Origin of the sequence: Paenibacillus sp. JNUCC32, from assembly GCF_014863545.1 — a bacterium.
Lineage (GTDB): Bacteria > Bacillota > Bacilli > Paenibacillales > Paenibacillaceae > Paenibacillus_AQ > Paenibacillus_AQ lautus_A.
In genome coordinates this window covers 3,481,572-3,499,240 of sequence record NZ_CP062260.1, presented here as the reverse complement: position 1 = coordinate 3,499,240, position 17,669 = coordinate 3,481,572, and the positions used below count along the sequence as shown (strand labels likewise).

Annotated in this window: 18 protein-coding genes; 15 read left to right on the top strand and 3 right to left on the bottom strand. The window is 53.4% G+C overall.

Annotated features, from left to right (window positions below; all coding sequences use genetic code 11):
- Nucleotides 1-16: 16 nt before the first annotated feature.
- The 5 genes from JNUCC32_RS15745 to JNUCC32_RS15725 all read left to right on the top strand — a co-directional run bounded on the left by JNUCC32_RS15745 (nt 17) and on the right by JNUCC32_RS15725 (nt 4,956).
- Nucleotides 17-2,008: a sensor domain-containing diguanylate cyclase gene (locus JNUCC32_RS15745; protein ID WP_192569174.1), complete on the top strand. Its 1,992-nt coding sequence runs from the start codon at nt 17-19 to the stop codon at nt 2,006-2,008.
- A gap of 102 nt (nt 2,009-2,110) precedes the next feature.
- Nucleotides 2,111-2,938, top strand: coding sequence for a hypothetical protein (locus JNUCC32_RS15740; RefSeq protein WP_192569173.1), 828 nt, complete (start codon nt 2,111-2,113; stop codon nt 2,936-2,938).
- A gap of 123 nt (nt 2,939-3,061) precedes the next feature.
- Nucleotides 3,062-4,177 (top strand): aminopeptidase, encoded by a 1,116-nt coding sequence (locus JNUCC32_RS15735; RefSeq protein ID WP_192569172.1) that lies wholly within the window; start codon nt 3,062-3,064, stop codon nt 4,175-4,177.
- A gap of 95 nt (nt 4,178-4,272) precedes the next feature.
- A complete protein-coding gene (locus JNUCC32_RS15730) occupies nt 4,273-4,518 on the top strand; it encodes an HPr family phosphocarrier protein (protein WP_009589671.1) in 246 nt (81 codons plus the stop codon).
- 150 nt (nt 4,519-4,668) lie between these two features.
- Nucleotides 4,669-4,956: an Fpa/YlaN family protein gene (locus JNUCC32_RS15725; protein WP_009589686.1), complete on the top strand. Its 288-nt coding sequence runs from the start codon at nt 4,669-4,671 to the stop codon at nt 4,954-4,956.
- Nucleotides 4,957-5,070: 114 nt separating this feature from the next.
- On the opposite strand, the gene cax is transcribed toward JNUCC32_RS15725, so the two are convergent.
- A complete protein-coding gene (gene cax, locus JNUCC32_RS15720) occupies nt 5,071-6,144 on the bottom strand; it encodes a calcium/proton exchanger (RefSeq protein WP_015734317.1) in 1,074 nt (357 codons plus the stop codon).
- Between the two features lie 187 nt (nt 6,145-6,331).
- On the opposite strand from cax, the gene JNUCC32_RS15715 reads away from it, so the two are divergent.
- Complete coding sequence (locus JNUCC32_RS15715) at nt 6,332-6,718, top strand: Asp23/Gls24 family envelope stress response protein (protein ID WP_009589611.1); 387 nt, start codon at nt 6,332-6,334, stop codon at nt 6,716-6,718.
- A gap of 55 nt (nt 6,719-6,773) precedes the next feature.
- Here the strand turns inward: JNUCC32_RS15715 and ftsW are convergent, their stop codons facing one another.
- Together ftsW and JNUCC32_RS15705 are read right to left on the bottom strand one after the other, a co-directional pair.
- Nucleotides 6,774-7,991 (bottom strand): putative lipid II flippase FtsW, encoded by a 1,218-nt coding sequence (gene ftsW, locus JNUCC32_RS15710; protein WP_009589615.1) that lies wholly within the window; start codon nt 7,989-7,991, stop codon nt 6,774-6,776.
- Nucleotides 7,992-8,002: 11 nt separating this feature from the next.
- Nucleotides 8,003-8,350, bottom strand: coding sequence for a YugN family protein (locus JNUCC32_RS15705; protein WP_009589628.1), 348 nt, complete (start codon nt 8,348-8,350; stop codon nt 8,003-8,005).
- Between the two features lie 252 nt (nt 8,351-8,602).
- Here JNUCC32_RS15705 and JNUCC32_RS15700 point away from each other — a divergent pair, with 252 nt between their 5' ends.
- From JNUCC32_RS15700 to JNUCC32_RS15660, 9 genes are all read left to right on the top strand, one after another.
- The gene (locus JNUCC32_RS15700) at nt 8,603-9,112 is read left to right on the top strand and encodes an NUDIX hydrolase (RefSeq protein WP_036665923.1); all 510 of its coding nucleotides are present in this window, start codon (nt 8,603-8,605) and stop codon (nt 9,110-9,112) included.
- A gap of 24 nt (nt 9,113-9,136) precedes the next feature.
- The gene (locus tag JNUCC32_RS15695) at nt 9,137-10,315 is read left to right on the top strand and encodes a M20 family metallopeptidase (protein WP_192572679.1); all 1,179 of its coding nucleotides are present in this window, start codon (nt 9,137-9,139) and stop codon (nt 10,313-10,315) included.
- 139 nt (nt 10,316-10,454) lie between these two features.
- Nucleotides 10,455-12,242, top strand: a complete 1,788-nt coding sequence (locus tag JNUCC32_RS15690) for a DNA repair helicase XPB (protein ID WP_192569171.1) — start codon at nt 10,455-10,457, stop codon at nt 12,240-12,242.
- The gene (locus JNUCC32_RS15685) at nt 12,239-13,957 is read left to right on the top strand and encodes a helicase-associated domain-containing protein (protein WP_192569170.1); all 1,719 of its coding nucleotides are present in this window, start codon (nt 12,239-12,241) and stop codon (nt 13,955-13,957) included. Before JNUCC32_RS15690 ends, JNUCC32_RS15685 begins: the two co-directional genes overlap by 4 nt.
- Before the next feature lie 103 nt (nt 13,958-14,060).
- Complete coding sequence (locus JNUCC32_RS15680) at nt 14,061-14,498, top strand: YlbF/YmcA family competence regulator (RefSeq protein WP_009589694.1); 438 nt, start codon at nt 14,061-14,063, stop codon at nt 14,496-14,498.
- A gap of 47 nt (nt 14,499-14,545) precedes the next feature.
- Complete coding sequence (locus JNUCC32_RS15675) at nt 14,546-14,809, top strand: YlbG family protein (protein WP_006209210.1); 264 nt, start codon at nt 14,546-14,548, stop codon at nt 14,807-14,809.
- Nucleotides 14,810-15,228: 419 nt separating this feature from the next.
- A complete protein-coding gene (locus tag JNUCC32_RS15670) occupies nt 15,229-15,666 on the top strand; it encodes a hypothetical protein (RefSeq protein ID WP_009589660.1) in 438 nt (145 codons plus the stop codon).
- Nucleotides 15,667-15,782: 116 nt separating this feature from the next.
- A complete protein-coding gene (locus JNUCC32_RS15665; RefSeq protein ID WP_015734323.1) occupies nt 15,783-16,679 on the top strand; it encodes a selenium metabolism-associated LysR family transcriptional regulator in 897 nt (298 codons plus the stop codon).
- 42 nt (nt 16,680-16,721) lie between these two features.
- Complete coding sequence (locus JNUCC32_RS15660) at nt 16,722-17,588, top strand: PHP domain-containing protein (protein ID WP_192569169.1); 867 nt, start codon at nt 16,722-16,724, stop codon at nt 17,586-17,588.
- Nucleotides 17,589-17,669: the final 81 nt, after the last annotated feature.

Sequence of the window (17,669 nt, the reverse complement as noted above, 5' to 3'; positions counted from 1 at the left end):
CAAAGGAGCGCCCAATATGTCAGAAGAACAACGGAAAGTGTATGAAAGCTCTCCCGGTTCTGCGGTCATGTTCAATGATGCCGGGCCAATTCCTGGAAACGAGCCTCGTCTATGGCTTCAGGGCTTGGATATTACACCTCATGATTTCCCTTATATTCAGCCTCTCATATCAGACAGCTATCTGGAGTGGCTAAGAGAAAGCGTTGGCACGCAGGCGATGCGGAAATTCAGCTGGGCCCTTCTTTCTCATGAGGGAGCTTGGCTGACAGGGGCACCCGAACTAACGGAATACGTTCATGCAAGCGAGGATGAGACGCTGGCGCATACGCTCCGAACGAAAGAAGCCGCCCAAGGCATGGGCAAGGGTTCGCTTGAGGGAAGGGTGCTGTGCGCTGTCCCGCTGTTCACGCGCGTCCATGGCGATTTTTTTGCGGTGATGGTCAGCGTTGCCTCGGGGAGGATGGAGCCGGAGCAGTCGCTCATGCTGACGGAAACTTACGCATTGCTGTTCCGTTCCTGCTTCTACCGCCAGATGGAGTACATCTTTGCGGATGACCTGGAGAAGGTCCACCGCCAAGCCGAACGTGAAGTGCAGAGGCGTTCCATCTTGTTTCAGTACGTGAAGCGGATGCATGTGCAGATCAATGTGGACAGCGTGCTGGTGGAGGCTATTGATAGCGTCCTGGCCCTGTATCCCAAGGCGAAAGTCGAATTATTCATGTCACAGGACCATGAAAGCGTTCATCCGCTCGTGCGTCCACTGCTGCTCCATCATTGGCAGGAAGAGGTTTATGTTCGCACCTTTATGGAAGGTTCCCTGACGATTCATGAGCATGAAGAACCCGACACGCTGGTGGAGATCGGGATTCCCATGGGAGGCAAGCAGGGCGTCTATGGGGTGCTTCACGTTGAAGTGGACAAGTCGGAACTGCCCGATATGGATCTGGAGCTGCTGGGGATGATGGCCGATGCCGCAGGCACCGCCTTCGAGAACGCCAAACTGTACGAGCAATCCAACCTGATGATTCATGAGCTCCGCATGATTAATGAGCTGACCCAGCGGCTGAACAAAAGCTTGCATTTGGCGGAGATATTTCAATTCGCCAATCATGAGCTGCTCAAGATCCTTGAGGCGGATTACTGCTGCATTCTGATCCATAATGAGGAGCTTGGCGGTCTAGAGGTGGTATCCTGCAACGCCGAGTGGCTGGCCAAGGAGGTCTTCGAGAAGGACTACGGCCTGGGGGGACTCGTCTATCATTCAAAGGAGCCGCTCATTCTGTCAGACTATCAGGAAGAGCGTCCGGCAGAATCCAGGCTGATGGAGAGCACGCGGTCCAGCTCGATGATTGCTACTCCGCTAATGGTTAACGGCGAGGTGAGGGGCGTCGTCCTGCTCACCCATGCGAAACGGCATTATTTCTCGTACGACAGCTATCGGCTGCTTCAAGCCTTGACAAGCCATATCGGCTTGGCGATCGGGAATGCCTTCCTGCATGCGGAAGTGAGAAGAATGGCTAACCGGGATATGCTGACCGAACTGTACGCCAGACATTATCTGGATGAAATAATCCATGAATGCCAGAACCGTGATTTTTGCGGCTCGCTCATCGTGGTGGACATCGACGAATTCAAGCAGGTCAACGACACGTTCGGACACCAGCGTGGTGACAAGATTCTGAAGCAGGTCAGCAGCATCGTAAAAACAACCATACGTCACAGCGATATTCCGGCACGTTGGGGCGGTGAGGAGCTTGCGGTATATTTGCCGGGACTCGGCATTCAGCAGGCGGTGCAGGTGGCCGAACGGATTCGCTTACGGGTGGCCGAAGAGACCGATCCGCGCGTAACGGTGTCCTGCGGGATTTCAGAGTGGAACTGGACCAATGACAAGATCAGCGTGGAGTCGCTCTTCTATCGGGCGGATATGGCGCTCTACGAAGCCAAGAACGGCGGCCGCAACCGGATCGTCGTGGAGAGGGCCGAAGCCGAGATCGGAATGGATTAGATACCCTGCAGCTAAGAGAGGCTGCAGGTTTTTTTCTGTGATCTGCATAATGTAAGGGGCCGCGGATAGCCTAATAGCAAGATCAACGAGAGGCTGATGATTATGCGAAACAGAAGGTTACGAAGCGTCATCGCATTGATGGTATTCATTTTTGGCCTAACCGGATGCGCCTGGCAGGATCAGCTGACTGCCGAAGAAGCGTTTAACCGTGCTTTGTCGGGGCTGTCCGGCATCGATAATTTCTCTTTTCGAGGAGAAACGGCGATTCGGAGCGGAGAAACAGGACCGTTTGAGGAAAGCCTGGCGTTTGAAGGGAATCTGCGGCATCATTCCGACCTGACCTTATCTTCAAAAGAGAGAAGCACCGTCATAAAGAATGACAAGATGTCTGCCGAGTCGGCATATAAATCGAATGAACTTACCGTGACGCTCAAGCGAAAGGATGGCAAGTGGAGCACGCTCTCGTCGGAGCATGCCGGGGGAATGTGGATGAACCGGTTAAATCCGCTGGAATTGCTGGAGTACATGGGCAAGTCGGAGAAGACCGTAACCCGGGAACTGGGGGCCGCAAGAGGAACCAAGGTGCTGCGTGTCGAGTTGTCGCCCGAGGCGGCTGCCCATATGGTGCAGGAGTCGCTGGATGATCAGATGAAGGCGTTGGCTGAGCGGATTGAACACAAAGACGACCCGTTATACAGCGACGATCCGAAGGTTCGCAAGCGGCTGAAGGAAATCTGGGAAAGGGACTACCATGAAATGAAAAACATGCTGAATGAGGCGGATGCCGTTTCGGTCTGTCATGTAACCATTAACAGAAAAAGCCAGCTGCCTACCAAGATGACCATGGAGCGCAGGTTATCCTTTGTGGACGAACAAGGCAAAACACGTACCGAAACACTGCTGTCGGATGTTACGTTTACCGGTTATTGAGCCATTAAAATTTTTTTCACGATGAGCGCTGACGCGAGGCTGCCCGGCGTGCTACAATAATATAAATTTACCGCTGTTCAATTTATACAATAGGGAACAGTCATCATAAGGAGGATAAGACATATGCGTGATCCCAGAATTCAAAAATTGGCTCAGAATCTCGTGAACTACTCCGTGGATATGCAGCCAGGGGAAAATGTGCTCATCGAAATGATCGGATCCGAGCGCGATCTGCTGAATGCCATTATCGAGGAGGTCTCGAAGGGAGGCGGCCGCCCGTTCGTGCAATTGACGGATCGTACGGTCCAGCGAGCGATGTTGAAGAACGCAAATAAGGAGCAGCTTGAGCTGTGGGCAGAGCTGGATCTTGAACGCATGAAAAAAATGGATTGTTACATCGGCATCCGCGCAGGCGAGAACGTCAACGATATGGCTGACGTGCCCGAAGAGAACATGAAGCTGTACAATGCCCTTTACTCGCATCCCGTACATAGCGAAGAGCGCGTGAAGCGCACCAAATGGGTGGTTCTCCGTTACCCGAACGCCAGCATGGCGCAGCTTGCCAACACCAGCACGGAGGCCTTTGAGGATTTCTACTTCGATGTGTGCAATCTGGATTACTCCAAAATGGACCGCGCCCAGGATCCTTTGGCCGAGCTGATGAGGAATACCGACAAGGTTCGCATCGTGGGACCTGGAACGGACCTCAGCTTCTCGATCAAAAACATCGGCGCGGAAAAGTGCTCCGGCCAGAAGAACATTCCGGATGGCGAGGTGTACACCGCGCCCGTTCGTGACTCGGTTAACGGGACGATCGCTTACAACACACCGACTCTTTACAATGGAGTCACCTTCGAAAATATTAAATTCCGCTTTGAAAACGGGAAAATCGTCGAAGCAACAGGGAGCGACACGAAGCGGCTGAACGAGATCCTGGATTCGGATGAGGGTGCGCGGTACATCGGCGAATTTGCCATCGGCTTCAACCCGTACATTTTGACACCGATGAAGGATATTCTCTTCGATGAGAAAATTGCAGGAAGCCTGCATTTTACGCCAGGCCAAGCATATGATGTAACAGACAACGGCAACCGATCCTCCATTCACTGGGATCTTGTTTTGATCCAGCGTCCGGAATACGGCGGCGGGGAAATCTACTTTGATGATCGTCTAATCCGCAAGGATGGCATATTCGTTATTCCAGAACTGGAAGCATTAAATCCGGAAAATCTTAAATAGATTGGAAAAAATGTTGCATAAGAAAACGGATTCAATGTATCATGAAGGTGCAGTGATGAGCTTTATTCAGATCCTAAAGTTACGGAGGGATTCGTATGTCCAATAACAATCAATCTATCGTAGAAATTTCGCAAACAGCCAGCCAGTTCACATCCTCCATCGTTTTGCAGGCGGAGAACAAGTACATTGATGTTAAGAGCATCCTGGGTCTGTTCACAACGCTTGTCAACAGCCAAAGCTATGAACTGCATGTACATGGTCCTGATGCCGATGAAGCTAAAAAAGCAATGATCGACGTATTCACCAAGCATGGCTTGAACGTATCCGTCGTGGCTGAATAACATTCGCCAAAAACACCCTTTCAATCCATGGAAGGGTGTTTTTTCGTAGAGAAGGGGTCTATTTTGTTCAGGTCCTTGTATTGAGAAACGATTTCGACTAATATTAAAGATAGTAACTGTGCTGTGATTTTTGACATAGGGGGGAAGATCATGACTTCATCTGATTTACAGGAACAGCTGAATCTCAAAGCGATCAGTCTTCTTCATGAAGATGCAGATAAAATCCTAAAGCTTATTGAAGTACAGATGGAGAATCTGGCGACCCGTTATTGCCCTCTCTATGAGGAAGTGCTGGATACCCAAATGTACGGTTTTTCAAAAGAGGTTGATTTCGCGGTGCGGGCCGGGCTTCTTCCGGAAAGTACGGGAAAGCAGCTGATCAGCAAGCTTGAACGCAATCTGGCGGTCCTGTACGAAGCCATGAATCAATCCAAATAGCCTGTACTTGTACAGGCGCATACATAGAGAAACGCATGTCGCGCTCCCGCGACATGCGTTTTTTTCTAGCTTTTCGATTAGATTTGAATCCGTGGCAATCACCGCTTCCAAGGTTTATACGAGGAAGAAGGAGACGCCCAGTATGACGTATACGGCGAGCAGCAGCAGGCCTTCATACCAGTTGGAGGCGCCGTCCTGCGTAATGGACCTGGCTATGAATACGGCGACGCCGATGGCGACCAGCTCCAGCGTGGTGAAGACGAGATCCATCGTATCCCCAAGGAAGAAGCTGATGAACACAAGCACGGGAGCAACGAACAGGGCGATCTGCAGGCTGCTGCCGACGGCAATTTCTACGGCCGCGCCGATTTTGTTCTTCATCGCAAGCATGATGGCAGCACTATGCTCTGCGGCGTTCCCGATAATCGCTACCAGGAAGGCCCCGATGAACAGCTCGCTGAGGCCATATTCGTGACTGATGGGCTCAAGCACCCCGACAAGCCATTCGCTGACAAACGCAACCATCACGGTGGCGATGACAAGGTACAGAATCGAGCGCTTCTTGGACCAAGTGGGACCGTGTTCGTGCGGGAGCGCATCCTGGTCGTGGTCGTCGCTGACATCCGCCAAATAATTTTTATGGGTGATCATCGAGAATCCAAGCCATGCGATGTAGGCCACGATCAGAATTCCCGCCACAATGAGGCTGAGCGTCTTGGTTTCACCCTCCGTAATGGAATGGGTATTCAGAAAGACCGCAGGGATGAACAGGGCGATAATGGCCAGCGTCATCAAGGATCCGTTCAGACCAGCCAGCGTCACATTGTATTTCTGGATTTTAAATTTGAGGCCCCCGGCAAACAGGCTGAGCCCGAGGACGAGCAGCAGGTTGCCGATAATGGAGCCGGTGATGCTGGCTTTCACCATGTCGTACAAACCTTCCTTAATCAGCAGGATGGCGATGATCAGCTCTGCCGCGTTGCCGAAGGTAGCGTTCAGGAATCCCCCGAGCCGTTGGCCGGCGTAATGCGCGACGCTTTCCGTTGCTTTGCCGAGAAAACCGGCGACAAAAATAACCGCGATGGCAGACAGAATGAATTGGAGCGTGAAGTTCCAATTCGCAAAATGTCCCAGCGCACTAAGCAAAAAGGTAAAGATCAGAAGCGCGGGATTGAGCCATTTCTTCATAACCGACACCTACCTTATGGTTTATGTACTGATGAGTACTTGCGAGCGAAAACGACGATTCTCGTATCGCTTTTTACAATATACCCAAATTTTTCGAAAAATTATCGTTCTTTTCAGAAGCGAGCATTTGCTTTTTAGGCCCGTTACCATTTACAATAACGGATAATGAGGTGAAGGAGGAAATGGCATGACGGAACAACTTCAACTGGATAACGGTTTGATTCGAATATCGGATGATGTCGTCTCGAAAATTGCCGGATTGGCTGCCTTGGAAACCCCAGGTATTGCAGCCATGTCCGGTGGATTGTCCGAGGGCTGGGCGAAGCGGCTGAGCGGCAAAAATGTGCAAAAGGGTGTTACGGTAGAAGTAGGGCAGCTGGAGGCAGCGATCGACCTGCGGATTATCGTGCTTTACGAGACGCCTATACATGAAGTGTGCCGCATGCTTCAACAGAATGTCCGCGAAGCTGTCGAGAGCATGACAGGGCTTCGCGTGGTTGAGGTCAACGTGAAGGTCGAAGGTGTAGCTTTCAAAGACGACGAAATCGACGATATTCAGCTTCGAGCCAAATAAGACGAACCTTGGGGGATCAGCCCCCGCTAATAATGAAAAAAATGAACAAAAAAGACTACACGGTTGCCCGGTAGTCTTTTTTAATTACGGATTTAACCTGCTCCTCTTTCATCGGACGGTTGCTGTCCCTGGATATGCTAAGCACGATGCCCATGCTGAGCATCATGACCAGCAGCGAGGAACCGCCGTAACTGATGAACGGGAGGGTAACGCCCGTAATCGGAATGGTATTGGTCACCCCGCCGATGTTGATGAAGGCCTGAATGGCGATAAGTCCCATGATGCCGACGCCGGTCAAGGTTCCGAACGGATCCGAGCAGCGAAGCGACACGATGATCCCCCGCAGGATGAAGTATAAATAGAGCAGCAGGAATATCGCGGTTCCGATAAAACCGAATTCTTCGCCGATGACCGAGAAGATGAAATCGTTGTACGGATTCGGCAGATAATGCAGCTTCTGCACGCTCTCCCCGTAACCCGCTCCGGTAACGCCGCCCTGGCCGATGGCAATCAGCGATTGGACCAGATTGTAGCCCGTGTCCGATTCGTCATGGAACGGGTCCATGAATGCCTCGATTCGTCCCATCTTGTAGTTCTTGGAGGCCTGCTCCTGATCTCCGCCGGAGTTGAAGAGCGATCCGACGCCGAGCGTGAGTACCAGGCCAAGCGCAACAAGCGAGATACAGCCGAGAATATGCTTAAGGCTGGCGCCCCCCGCATAAATCAACAGCCCGCTGGTAGCCACGAGGATGAAGCAGGAGCCCAGGTCGGGTTGAAGCATGATCAGGCCCGCTACGATCCCTACAATAATGAGTACGGGGAAGAAACCGCCCTTCCATTGACGGATTCGTTCCCCTTTTTTGGTGATCAGCGCTGCCAGATAGACGATGGTCGCGATTTTGGCCAGTTCGGTCGGCTGGATGCCGAATTTCCCCAAATTAAACCAGCTTGTGGCGCCGTTGGTTGCGGAACCGATAATCACCACAAGAATCAGCAGCATCAAGGTTAGAAAAAACACCGGTATGAATAGCTTCTTGTATTTCTTATAGTTGATGTTCATGGCCACAAACATGACAAACGTGCCCAGAACCGCAAACGCGGCTTGCCGCTTCGTGAAGTGCAGCGGATCGTTATTGAATTTTTCATTGAAAACGGCCAAGCTGGAGCTGGAACTGAACACCATGATCAGTCCGAATCCCACCAACAGCAAGGTAAGGATCAGCAGTTGGAAATCAGGCGTCCCTCTCTTCGGCTGAGGTTTGGTCGTATTCATCGTGTTCGACCTTACGCTTCCAGAAGAGCTTTGAGCTCTTGAAGCTTCTTGGTGGCCACATTCATGACAGGCTGCGGAGCCATGGATTCATACTCGAGACCGTGCGGGAACGTGGCTTTGCCAAGGTATACCGCTTCGATTTTGAGAATGGTGTCGGGTTTCTCCAGCTTGCCTTCAACAGCGCGGGTGTTAATGCGCAGGAAGTATTCAGCCTGATTTTTTTTATCTTCGATTTTCAAGTCGTATGTAGCGCGGTAGTATTCCCACTGCCAACGAATGAAGCCTACTTTCTCGGCACATTCATCGAGGTAAGCTAAATCGCTGTGCAATCCGTCCAAGCCTGTATTTTCGAAAATCATGTGGTCGTAACCCCCTTAATAGTCCTTGCAAAGTTCTTTAATATGATAGTATGTTTCAAGAACTTGTGCAAGCCTGTACCGCCCGTCACGCTTCAATTGAGACCATTTATCCAGATAAGATTTTGATAACGGCAAGCATTCTTCTTTTCTGTTAAAATAAATGCAAGTGAAAACGCTGTGAAATGTACGCTTTCCATCCTAGTGGTTATATATTCATAGGACTTCAATTCAAGCGAAGGGTGGATACGGCCTATGAACCGTGTCGTTTACCGCACGGAGTATTATGCAGTGGAAGAAAACGGGCAGAAGGAAATCGTCGTGATCGACCGGATTCCGGATTCGGCAGCGGTTGTGGCCGTCCATCAAGGGTGCCTGCTACTGGTATGCCAGCATCGGGAAGCGGTGAATGAGATCACCTGGGAGCTTCCCGGCGGAACGGTGAAGCCCGGCGAGGAACGCGCGCTTGCCGTTAAGCGGGAGCTTGAGGAAGAGGCAGGCGTGCAGTGCAAGGACCTGTCCTACATGGGCAGTGCTTATCCGATGGCTTCTCTGGCCAACCGGAACGTTTATTTTTATTTCACCGACGATTTGAAGGTGTCCGGGAGCCGGGAGTCGAATCAAGAGGAAGACGAAGACGTTAGAGCGGTGTGGGTCCCGCTCAGGGATGTATATCGCAAGATCAAGGAGGGCGGCCGGATGGATGCCATGGTTGGGCACGGACTGCTGCTGAGCAAACTCCACGGCTTTCTTGCGATCGATTGAGCCGCCAATAGCGGGGGAAGGATGATGAACTTGATGAAGGAAGCATTTTGGGATCAATGGTATCCACGGATGGTGGAGTGGCGGCGTCATTTACATATGCACCCGGAGCTTTCGTTCCAGGAGAAGGAAACTTCGGCATTTATAGCAGCCCGGCTGCAGGAGCTCGGTCTTGCGGTCAAGACCGGTGTTGGCGGGCATGGAGTTATAGGGACATTAAAAGGGGATAAACCCGGCAGGACGGTTGTGCTGCGGTCCGACATGGATGCGCTGCCGATCGAGGACGGCAAGAGCTGCGAATACAAATCCAGGGTGCAGGGAGTGATGCACGCTTGCGGGCATGACGGGCATGCCTCCATGCTGCTTGGAGCCGCCGCATATTACAGCACGTTCCCGGAAGAAATTCAGGGGGAGATTCGTTTTATGTTCCAGCCGGCGGAGGAAGTATGCCCCGGCGGCGCGGTGGAGATGATCAAGGACGGGGCGCTCGATGGGGCCGACGTCGTCTACGGTCTGCACCTGTGGACGCCGTTACCTGTAGGCACCGCAGCGAGCGCGCCGGGTCCGCTGATGGCGGCGGCGGATGAGTTTTTCATTGACATTACGGGGCGCGGGGGGCATGGCGGCATGCCGCATGTGACGGCCGATGCCCTGGTTGCGGGGGCTGCGCTTGTCATGCAGCTTCAAACCATCGTAAGCCGCACCGTGGATCCGCTGCAGCCTGCCGTCGTTACGGTAGGGACAATGCAGGCCGGAACGGCGCAAAACGTCATAGCCTCCTCCTGCCGGATCACGGGGACGGTTCGCACGTTTGACGAACCTACCCGGGCGTTGATCCGGGAGCGGATCGAGCATATGACCCGGACGGTTTCCGAAACCTACGGCACAAAGGCGGCGGTTCGATATCTCGTCGGCTACCCACCCGTGGTGAACGATGAAGCGGAAACCGCACGATTTTTCCGTACGGCACCCCGAGTGTTCGATGCGGATCAGGTCACCGTCTCGCCCAAACTGATGCCGGCGGAGGATTTCGCTTATTACTTGAAGGAAATTCCGGGCTGCTTCATTTTCGTTGGAGCCGGCAACCCCGACAAAGGGGCGATTTATCCGCATCATCATCCAATGTTCGACTTTGATGAAGATGCGATGCGCTACGGGGCGAAGCTGCTGGTCGAGATGGTGTCGAGCTATCAGAACGGGGCATAGACTTTCACAAAATCGCAATCTTCGCGCATGAACGCTCGTTATTTGGAAATCCTATTGATCATAGGGGAAGTTCAGATCCAGGACATGGATGTGGACTTCTTTTTTTTAAGATGACCGAATGTCACGAGGAGGAATAAGGGTGCACAACAAGCCTTGCATCGTCCAGCGCGATCGGACCATACTTCTTGAAACCGCCCATGCGGATGCGGAGGCTGCGCGCGAGCAGCTAGCCCAATATGCCGATTTGATCAAAAGTCCCGCGTCTTTTCATACATATCGCTTGACCCCTTTATCTTTATGGAACGCCGCTGCAGGGGGCATGTCGGCTGAAGCCATTTGCTCGAGCCTTCAGTCGTTGTCGCGTTGGGACGTGCCGGCCGCCCTGCTGGAAGAGGTTCGCCAGCTCGTTGGGCGTTATGGGCAGCTGTCGCTGCTCTCGCATCCAACGTTTGAACGTGCATTGCTGTTATCCTGCAATGAGGAAGCCCTGATGCAGGAGCTGACGTCCCATCGCTCCCTGAGGGAAATCGGCGTCCGGTTGATTTCGCCGAAGGAAGCAGAGGTGCCTTCGGACCGCCGCGGCGTGTTAAAGCAGGAGATGACCCGGCTCGGCTATCCTGTGCTGGACCACGCGGGATATATGGACGGGCAATACCTGAACATTCTTTGGCGGGGAGAAAAATCGGGCAGCGAGCGCCTTGAAGATTCGAACGGCGGATCCAACGATCAGCGGTTCGAGCTTCGCGACTATCAACAGAAGGCTGCCGAATCCTTCAGGGATATTGGCGGCGAAGGCGGCAACGGTGTGCTGGTCCTGCCATGCGGGGCCGGGAAAACGGTCATTGGCATCGCCGCCATGCGCGAGCTGCAATGCGAGACGCTGATCCTCACTTCCAATACCACGTCGGTAAGGCAGTGGATCGCCGAGCTGATGCAGAAAACGACGTTGTCCGTGGATGAAATCGGCGAATACTCCGGTCAGCGCAAACAGGTCAGGCCGGTGACGGTCGCTACCTACCACATCTTGACCCACCGGCAGGGCAAGGGGGAGGAGCAGCAGCATATGAAGCTGTTTAATGAACGGCGCTGGGGCTTGATCATTTATGACGAGGTTCATCTTCTTCCCGCACCGGTATTCCGCGCGACGGCCGACATCCAGGCGACCCGCAGGCTTGGCCTGACCGCCACTTTGGTTCGCGAGGATGGAAGGGAGAGCGACGTGTTCTCCCTGATCGGTCCCAAACGATATGAAATGCCGTGGAAAAGGTTGGAGGCGCAAGGGTGGATTGCTTCGGTGACCTGCACGGAGATTAAGGTGCCGCTGCCGGACGAGATCAGAGAAGCCTGCGAGGCGGCCGGCAAAAGGGAGCAATATCGGCTGGCTGCCGAGAATCCCTCCAAACTTGATGTGATTCGGCAGCTCGTGGATGTCCACAAGGATGCGCAGACGCTCATCATTGGACAATACCTTGATCAGCTCCATGCCATTTCCAGGGAGCTGCAGGCCCCGCTCATCACGGGACAAATGACCCAGGATCAGCGCAACGAATGGTATAACGCCTTCAGGGAAGGAAACGTTCGCGTGCTTGTCGTATCGAAAGTGGCAAACTTCGCGGTCGATCTGCCCGATGCTTCCGTAGCGATCGAGGTTTCGGGCAGCTACGGCTCGCGGCAGGAGGAAGCGCAGCGGCTTGGACGTTTGCTGCGGCCGAAGTCAGGGGAGAATCGGGCTTATTTTTATGCATTGGTAACGGAGGACAGCCGGGAGGAGATCTTTGCGATCCGGCGACAGCTGTTTCTGATTGAGCAGGGGTACGAATATCACGCGATACATGCAAAGCAGCCGGCGGCTTTCCTGGATCTGATCGCGATGCGAAATCCCCGTTCCTATCAGCATCCCGACGGGAAGGAGGTCTCGTGGAGATGACGAGGCAGCAGGACATGGCGGACACGATGGGCCTGGAACGGCTTCTTCCGAAGGAGCGATCGGTCCTCCACCATATCTGGCGCCGCTTTGCCGGGCAGGGTTTCGATGACGACAAGCTGCGCTCATTGCGATTTCCCCGCTTGAGCGGCGTGGAGGCGCAGCTTGCCTTCATCTCCTTGAGACAACAAGGATGGGTGCGAGCGGTCAAGAGAGGTTGGGGCGAGAGGCTGTATTTCATTCCTTTTGACAAGCTGCAGATCCTCCAAGAAGGCTGTGGTCCTGTGGAGGCACTTGAAACAGGCTCCATGCCTCCCGCATCCGTGAGGCTTCAGCAGGAGGCAAGAAGCGGCATAGCGATCGATATGTTCAATGTTCTCGTATATATGGCCAAGAACCGCGTATCGTTGACCGCTAAAGGGATTTTGCATAAGAAATGTATTCAGAAACTGGGGGGCGAGATCGCCTTAACGCCATACGATGTCGAAGGGCTCGCCCTTCACTATGATCATGCGGATGCGTACCCTCCACATGTCGCGATGGTGTTGGATCTGTTGTTTATGTTTGAGCTGGTCGTTGCAGAGCAGGGGGAATTGAAGCTGAACCGTACCGCATTGCGGCGTTGGCTCATGCTCTCCCGGGAAGCGATGGACCGGTCCGTCCTTCTTCACATGATGGAACGCTACATTCCGAACTCGGCCGAGTTTCAGCATTGGACTTGGCGGATATGTCACTCGTCGCTGTCCGGCGGGGTGTGGTACCGCGCCTGGCAGATGCCCGCTGCAGTCTCTGAGCCTTTGGAAGGAGGTGCATCCACCGGAAAAGAATTATTGCCGGAGGAAGCCGCTTCATGGCTCCGGTTATTAACCGGCTGCGGTTACACCGATTTGGGCATCGATGACGATGGTCAGTTCCTGTTCCGCTGGCGTGTGGCCCCCTCCTCCTTGCTGGATGGAAGCGAAGGGGCCGATACCGGATCATCGGGTCTGTTCATTCAGCCGGATTTTGACATTTTGATACCGCCCGATGTGCCGAATTCCGTTAAGTTTCAAGCTGCTTGCTGCACGGAGCGGATTTTGGATGATGTGATGACGGTCTATCGCCTGACAAGGGATTCGGTGATGCAGGCGGCAAAAGCCGGAATGGAGCCGGAGGGAATCGCGGCCTTTTTCTCGAAACATGCAGCCGCTGGAATGCCGGAGAACGTGCAAGCTGCTTTATACCAATGGGGCAAGGAGATGGACAGGGCAGGCCTGAACGAGTCGCTGCGCTATGAAGAGGCTCCTCCGGAAGAGGATACGGAACTTGCGGGTACTGATGGAAATGACCGTTACCCTATGCAGTGGGGGACTCGCAGCCGTCCCTCCTGCGGATTGATCCGCCCGGCACGAAGCGAGCTTGCACTTGAACCTGATGACACCCTGCCGGATCCATCGTCGGTCATTCCCGATTTGAACCGGATTCCTGTCATGTGGACACGGGATTGGCGCTCTTACCACGGCTCGACGGCCAAACAAATGATGGAGCAGGCGCTGGAGCTGTCGGCCAAATTGGAGATTGCCGTCGATGGGAGCCGCATGGAATTCATTCCATTTCAAATCCTGCGTCAGCCGTGGAAAATTTCGGGTGCGTTATACGATCCGGATTCGGATAAGACGGGAGCCATCGTGGAGTTAGGCGAAGGGGAATGGAGGGAAATGCGGCTTGTGATTCCGTAAAAGCGTTTGAATTCCCCCTTCTTAAGATACGAGCGTTATGCTATGATGAAAGAGTCCACGATCAACACGCGGGCCAAATTTAATAGAAAAGCGGGATGAGTTCATGAGCGTATCGGAAATAAACACGGTCGATATGGCCGAGGTGCTCACCTATGCCTACGAAATAGGCGACATGATTAATGCTTCCGTCGAAGTGGCGGATTATCTATATTGGAAGCAGGCAGTTGAGAATGACCCCATGATTCAGGCTTTGGTCAGAAAGCTTGAATCGAAGAAGGAGTTGTTCGAAGAGACGCAGCGGTTCGGCCACTTTCACCCGAATTACCATTCGGCCAAGGATGAAGTAGCCGCGGTGGAAGCGGAACTGGAGGCTTTTGAGCCCGTAGCCCGGTTCAAGCAGGCGGAGAAGAATCTGGACGATCTGCTGCATTCCATGTCGGAAAGGATTGCTTTTTCGGTTTCGGAGAGCATCAAGGTTCCCGGCAATGACCCTCTTCCGAAGAAGGGGTGCGGCAGCGGAGGAGCCTGCTCGTGCGGATAACGGGCATACATTAGAGATAGAGACGAAAGTGAGGCGAGGAGCTTAGGATGTTGGCTGAACGGACGGGTTTTATTATATGGGTCAGCGATGTTAAGGCAGCAAGGAATTTGGAGAAATACGGCAGCGTCCATTATATATCGCGCCGCATGCATTACGTTGTCATGTACGTCAACGCTGACCGTGCCGAAGAGACAATGAAGAACATCCGGAGATTGTCCTACGTTCGTAAGATCGAGCGCTCCTACCGGAACGAGATTAAGACAGAGTACAGCAGCAAGGGGCCGGATAAAGCCAAGTTTTACGGTCCCTAGCAGGATGTGCCTACTCGAGAATCTGTGCAAATCGCATATCGCGTATCTTGTAAGAATACGAGAAAAGCGTAAAGCGGCCCCTCTGGGGCCGCTTTTTTTAAAGCCTTGGAAAGTATTAGCCTCGCATGTCGCGCATGAACTTCCAAAGATTATTTCGATTTGCGGCGATAGATTGGCATAAATCGGAAGGCCATTTGATAAAATAGTATAAGTAAGGTACAATTTACATTTTAATGGGACCCATCATTCCATCCGGATTTGCACCTTCCGCACCAGGATGCAATTAGAGCTATTTCTAAATTTTCGGTGATTGTTCACAAGAAGCGAGGTTTCAATCTTGTGAATGACAGTGGAATGATGTAATATGTTGGGTATATATACATAGATACAAAGACCCATTTGGTGGAGAGTGATATTCCATGCGCGACAAAGGGACTGAGCGGTGGAGCACCTATGAGCCGTTTTATATTACGTTAAATGATAAAAAGGTAGCCGATATCGTGATTACCAATCATGCAAAGAGCCGTTATACGGACCGGGTGGAAGGCCATGACACCTCCCACGAGGAAATCGGGACTTGGATGTGGGAGTGCTTGAAGCAGGACCGGATCGTGCCGTATTACCGCAACGAACAGGATGTCTATCTGATCGACGACGACCTGGTGGTTGTGGCGGAGTTCTCGGAGCTGGAGCACGAACGCGATCTGATCGGCAACCCACTGCATCGGATGATCATTGTAACATTTTTGGGGCGTATGTCCGAAACCATTGAGCTTCGGGACCTGAAGTCTTATTACTCATGGCTTCGTCATTCGCGCCGCATGACGCTGATCAAGAACAGCCGCAAGCGTAAATAAAGAAATAAAGTCATGAAATGGCATGCGAGCGTAAGCGCGGATGTCTTTTTTTGTATGCGCTGCCGCGATCCGTTACAATATAAAACAAGAGCGGCAGCGAGAGGGGAACCGAAACGATGAATTTTCACCAGCTACATATCTTTTACACGGTGGCCGAGCGCGGAAGTTTTTCCGCTGCTGCGCAAGCGCTTCATATGAGCCAGCCGGCCGTGACGATGCAGGTGCAGGCGCTGGAGGAGTACTTTGGGACAAAGCTGCTCATCCGTTCCACCAAGCGCATGGAGTTATCCGAGGCCGGGAGGACGCTGCTCCCCTTTGCCCGCAGGAGCCTGGAGCTGTCGCAGGCCACGGACGCGGCCATGGCGGCGTTCTCGAACAAACTTCAGGGAAGGCTGCAGCTCGGGGCAAGCCTGACGATCGGGGAGTATGTGCTGCCGCGATTGCTGGGGCCCTTCGGCCGGGAGTACCCGGACATATCGATAATGCTCAAAGTGATGAACACTACGCAGATTCTCGAGGAAATCGCAAGCCATCAACTGAACTTCGGACTGATCGAGGCTCCGGTGGAACATCCGGACATGGTGCTGGATGCGGTCATGGAGGATGAGCTGAAACTGATCGTTCCTTCCAGCCATCCTTTAGCGCAAAGGGAAGATGCGATATATTTGAAGGATGTGCTGACGTATCCGTTTGTGCTGCGCGAGAAAGGTTCCGGCACCAGGAAGGTCATGGAGGACGTGCTGCTGGAGCGGGGGCACGATCCCGAGAGCATCCAGACGGTGATGGAGCTGGGGAGCACGGGAGCGGTCAAATCGGCGGTAGAGGAAGGACTCGGCATCACGATGCTGTCAACCTCTACGGTTAAGCACGAGACGGCGCTCGGGTTAGTCAAAATGATCGATATCGCGGATGCGTCATTTAAACGGAATTTCTATTCCATTCATTTGCGGTCGGCGCTCTTGCCGATGTCGGCGATGACGTTTTTGGCCTATTTAAGAGAGCGACGGCGTTAATGCAAGCGTACCCGTATATACAACGAAAGGAGATTGAACGCCATGGATAAACTCGCGTCTCGAAAGGGCTGCGATCTTCATTCGCACACCCAGGCTTCGGATGGAATGAATACGCCTTCGGAGAACGTACAGCTTGCCTATGAGCGTGGGCTGGGGGCTTTGGCCATTACGGATCATGATACCGTAGCCGGCATCGAGGAAGCGCTGCAAGCGGGAGAGCGCTTGAACATCATCGTGGTCCCCGGCGTAGAAATCAGCACCATGGCAGGCGGGACGGATATTCACGTCCTGGGCTATTACGTCGATCACCGGGACCCCGTGTTTCTGGAGCGGCTGGCAGCGCTTCGCCGCACGAGGGAGAAGCGCAATGAGAAGATCTTGGCTAAGCTTCGCGAGCTTGGCATCGAGCTTACGATGGAGGAAGTCATTGCGGTATTGGGGCGGCCGCTGGAGCCCGATGAGAGCATCGGACGCCCGCATATTGCGGATGCGCTGGTCCATAAAGGACATGCCCTGGATCTGCGGGATGCCTTCGACCGGTATCTCGCCCAGGGTGCTGCTGCCTATGTACCGCAGCCGCGGATCCATCCCAAGGAAGCCTGCGAATGGATCCGTGAAGCCGGCGGCGTGCCGGTGCTTGCGCACCCCGGGCTCTACGGCGATGATGCGTTGGTCAGAACGGTCATTGAAGAGTCAGGGTTCAAGGGGATCGAAGTCTATCATTCGGACCATGGGGTATCGGAGGAGGAACGTTACTTGGCGATGGCCGAGGAGTACGGCTTCATCGTGACCGCCGGATCGGATTACCATGGACAGAGGCAGGGCCAGGTATTCCATGGGGATATCGGCAGCCGCCAGGTATCCACCCAGGTGCTGGACCGGCTTCAACAGGCGCGGGCAAGAACCTAAGACGGACGGAACGGTAAGAAAAACGGGTACCTCGGATGGTCATTTTGACCTTCCGGGGTACCCGTTTTTTTGGCTGAATGA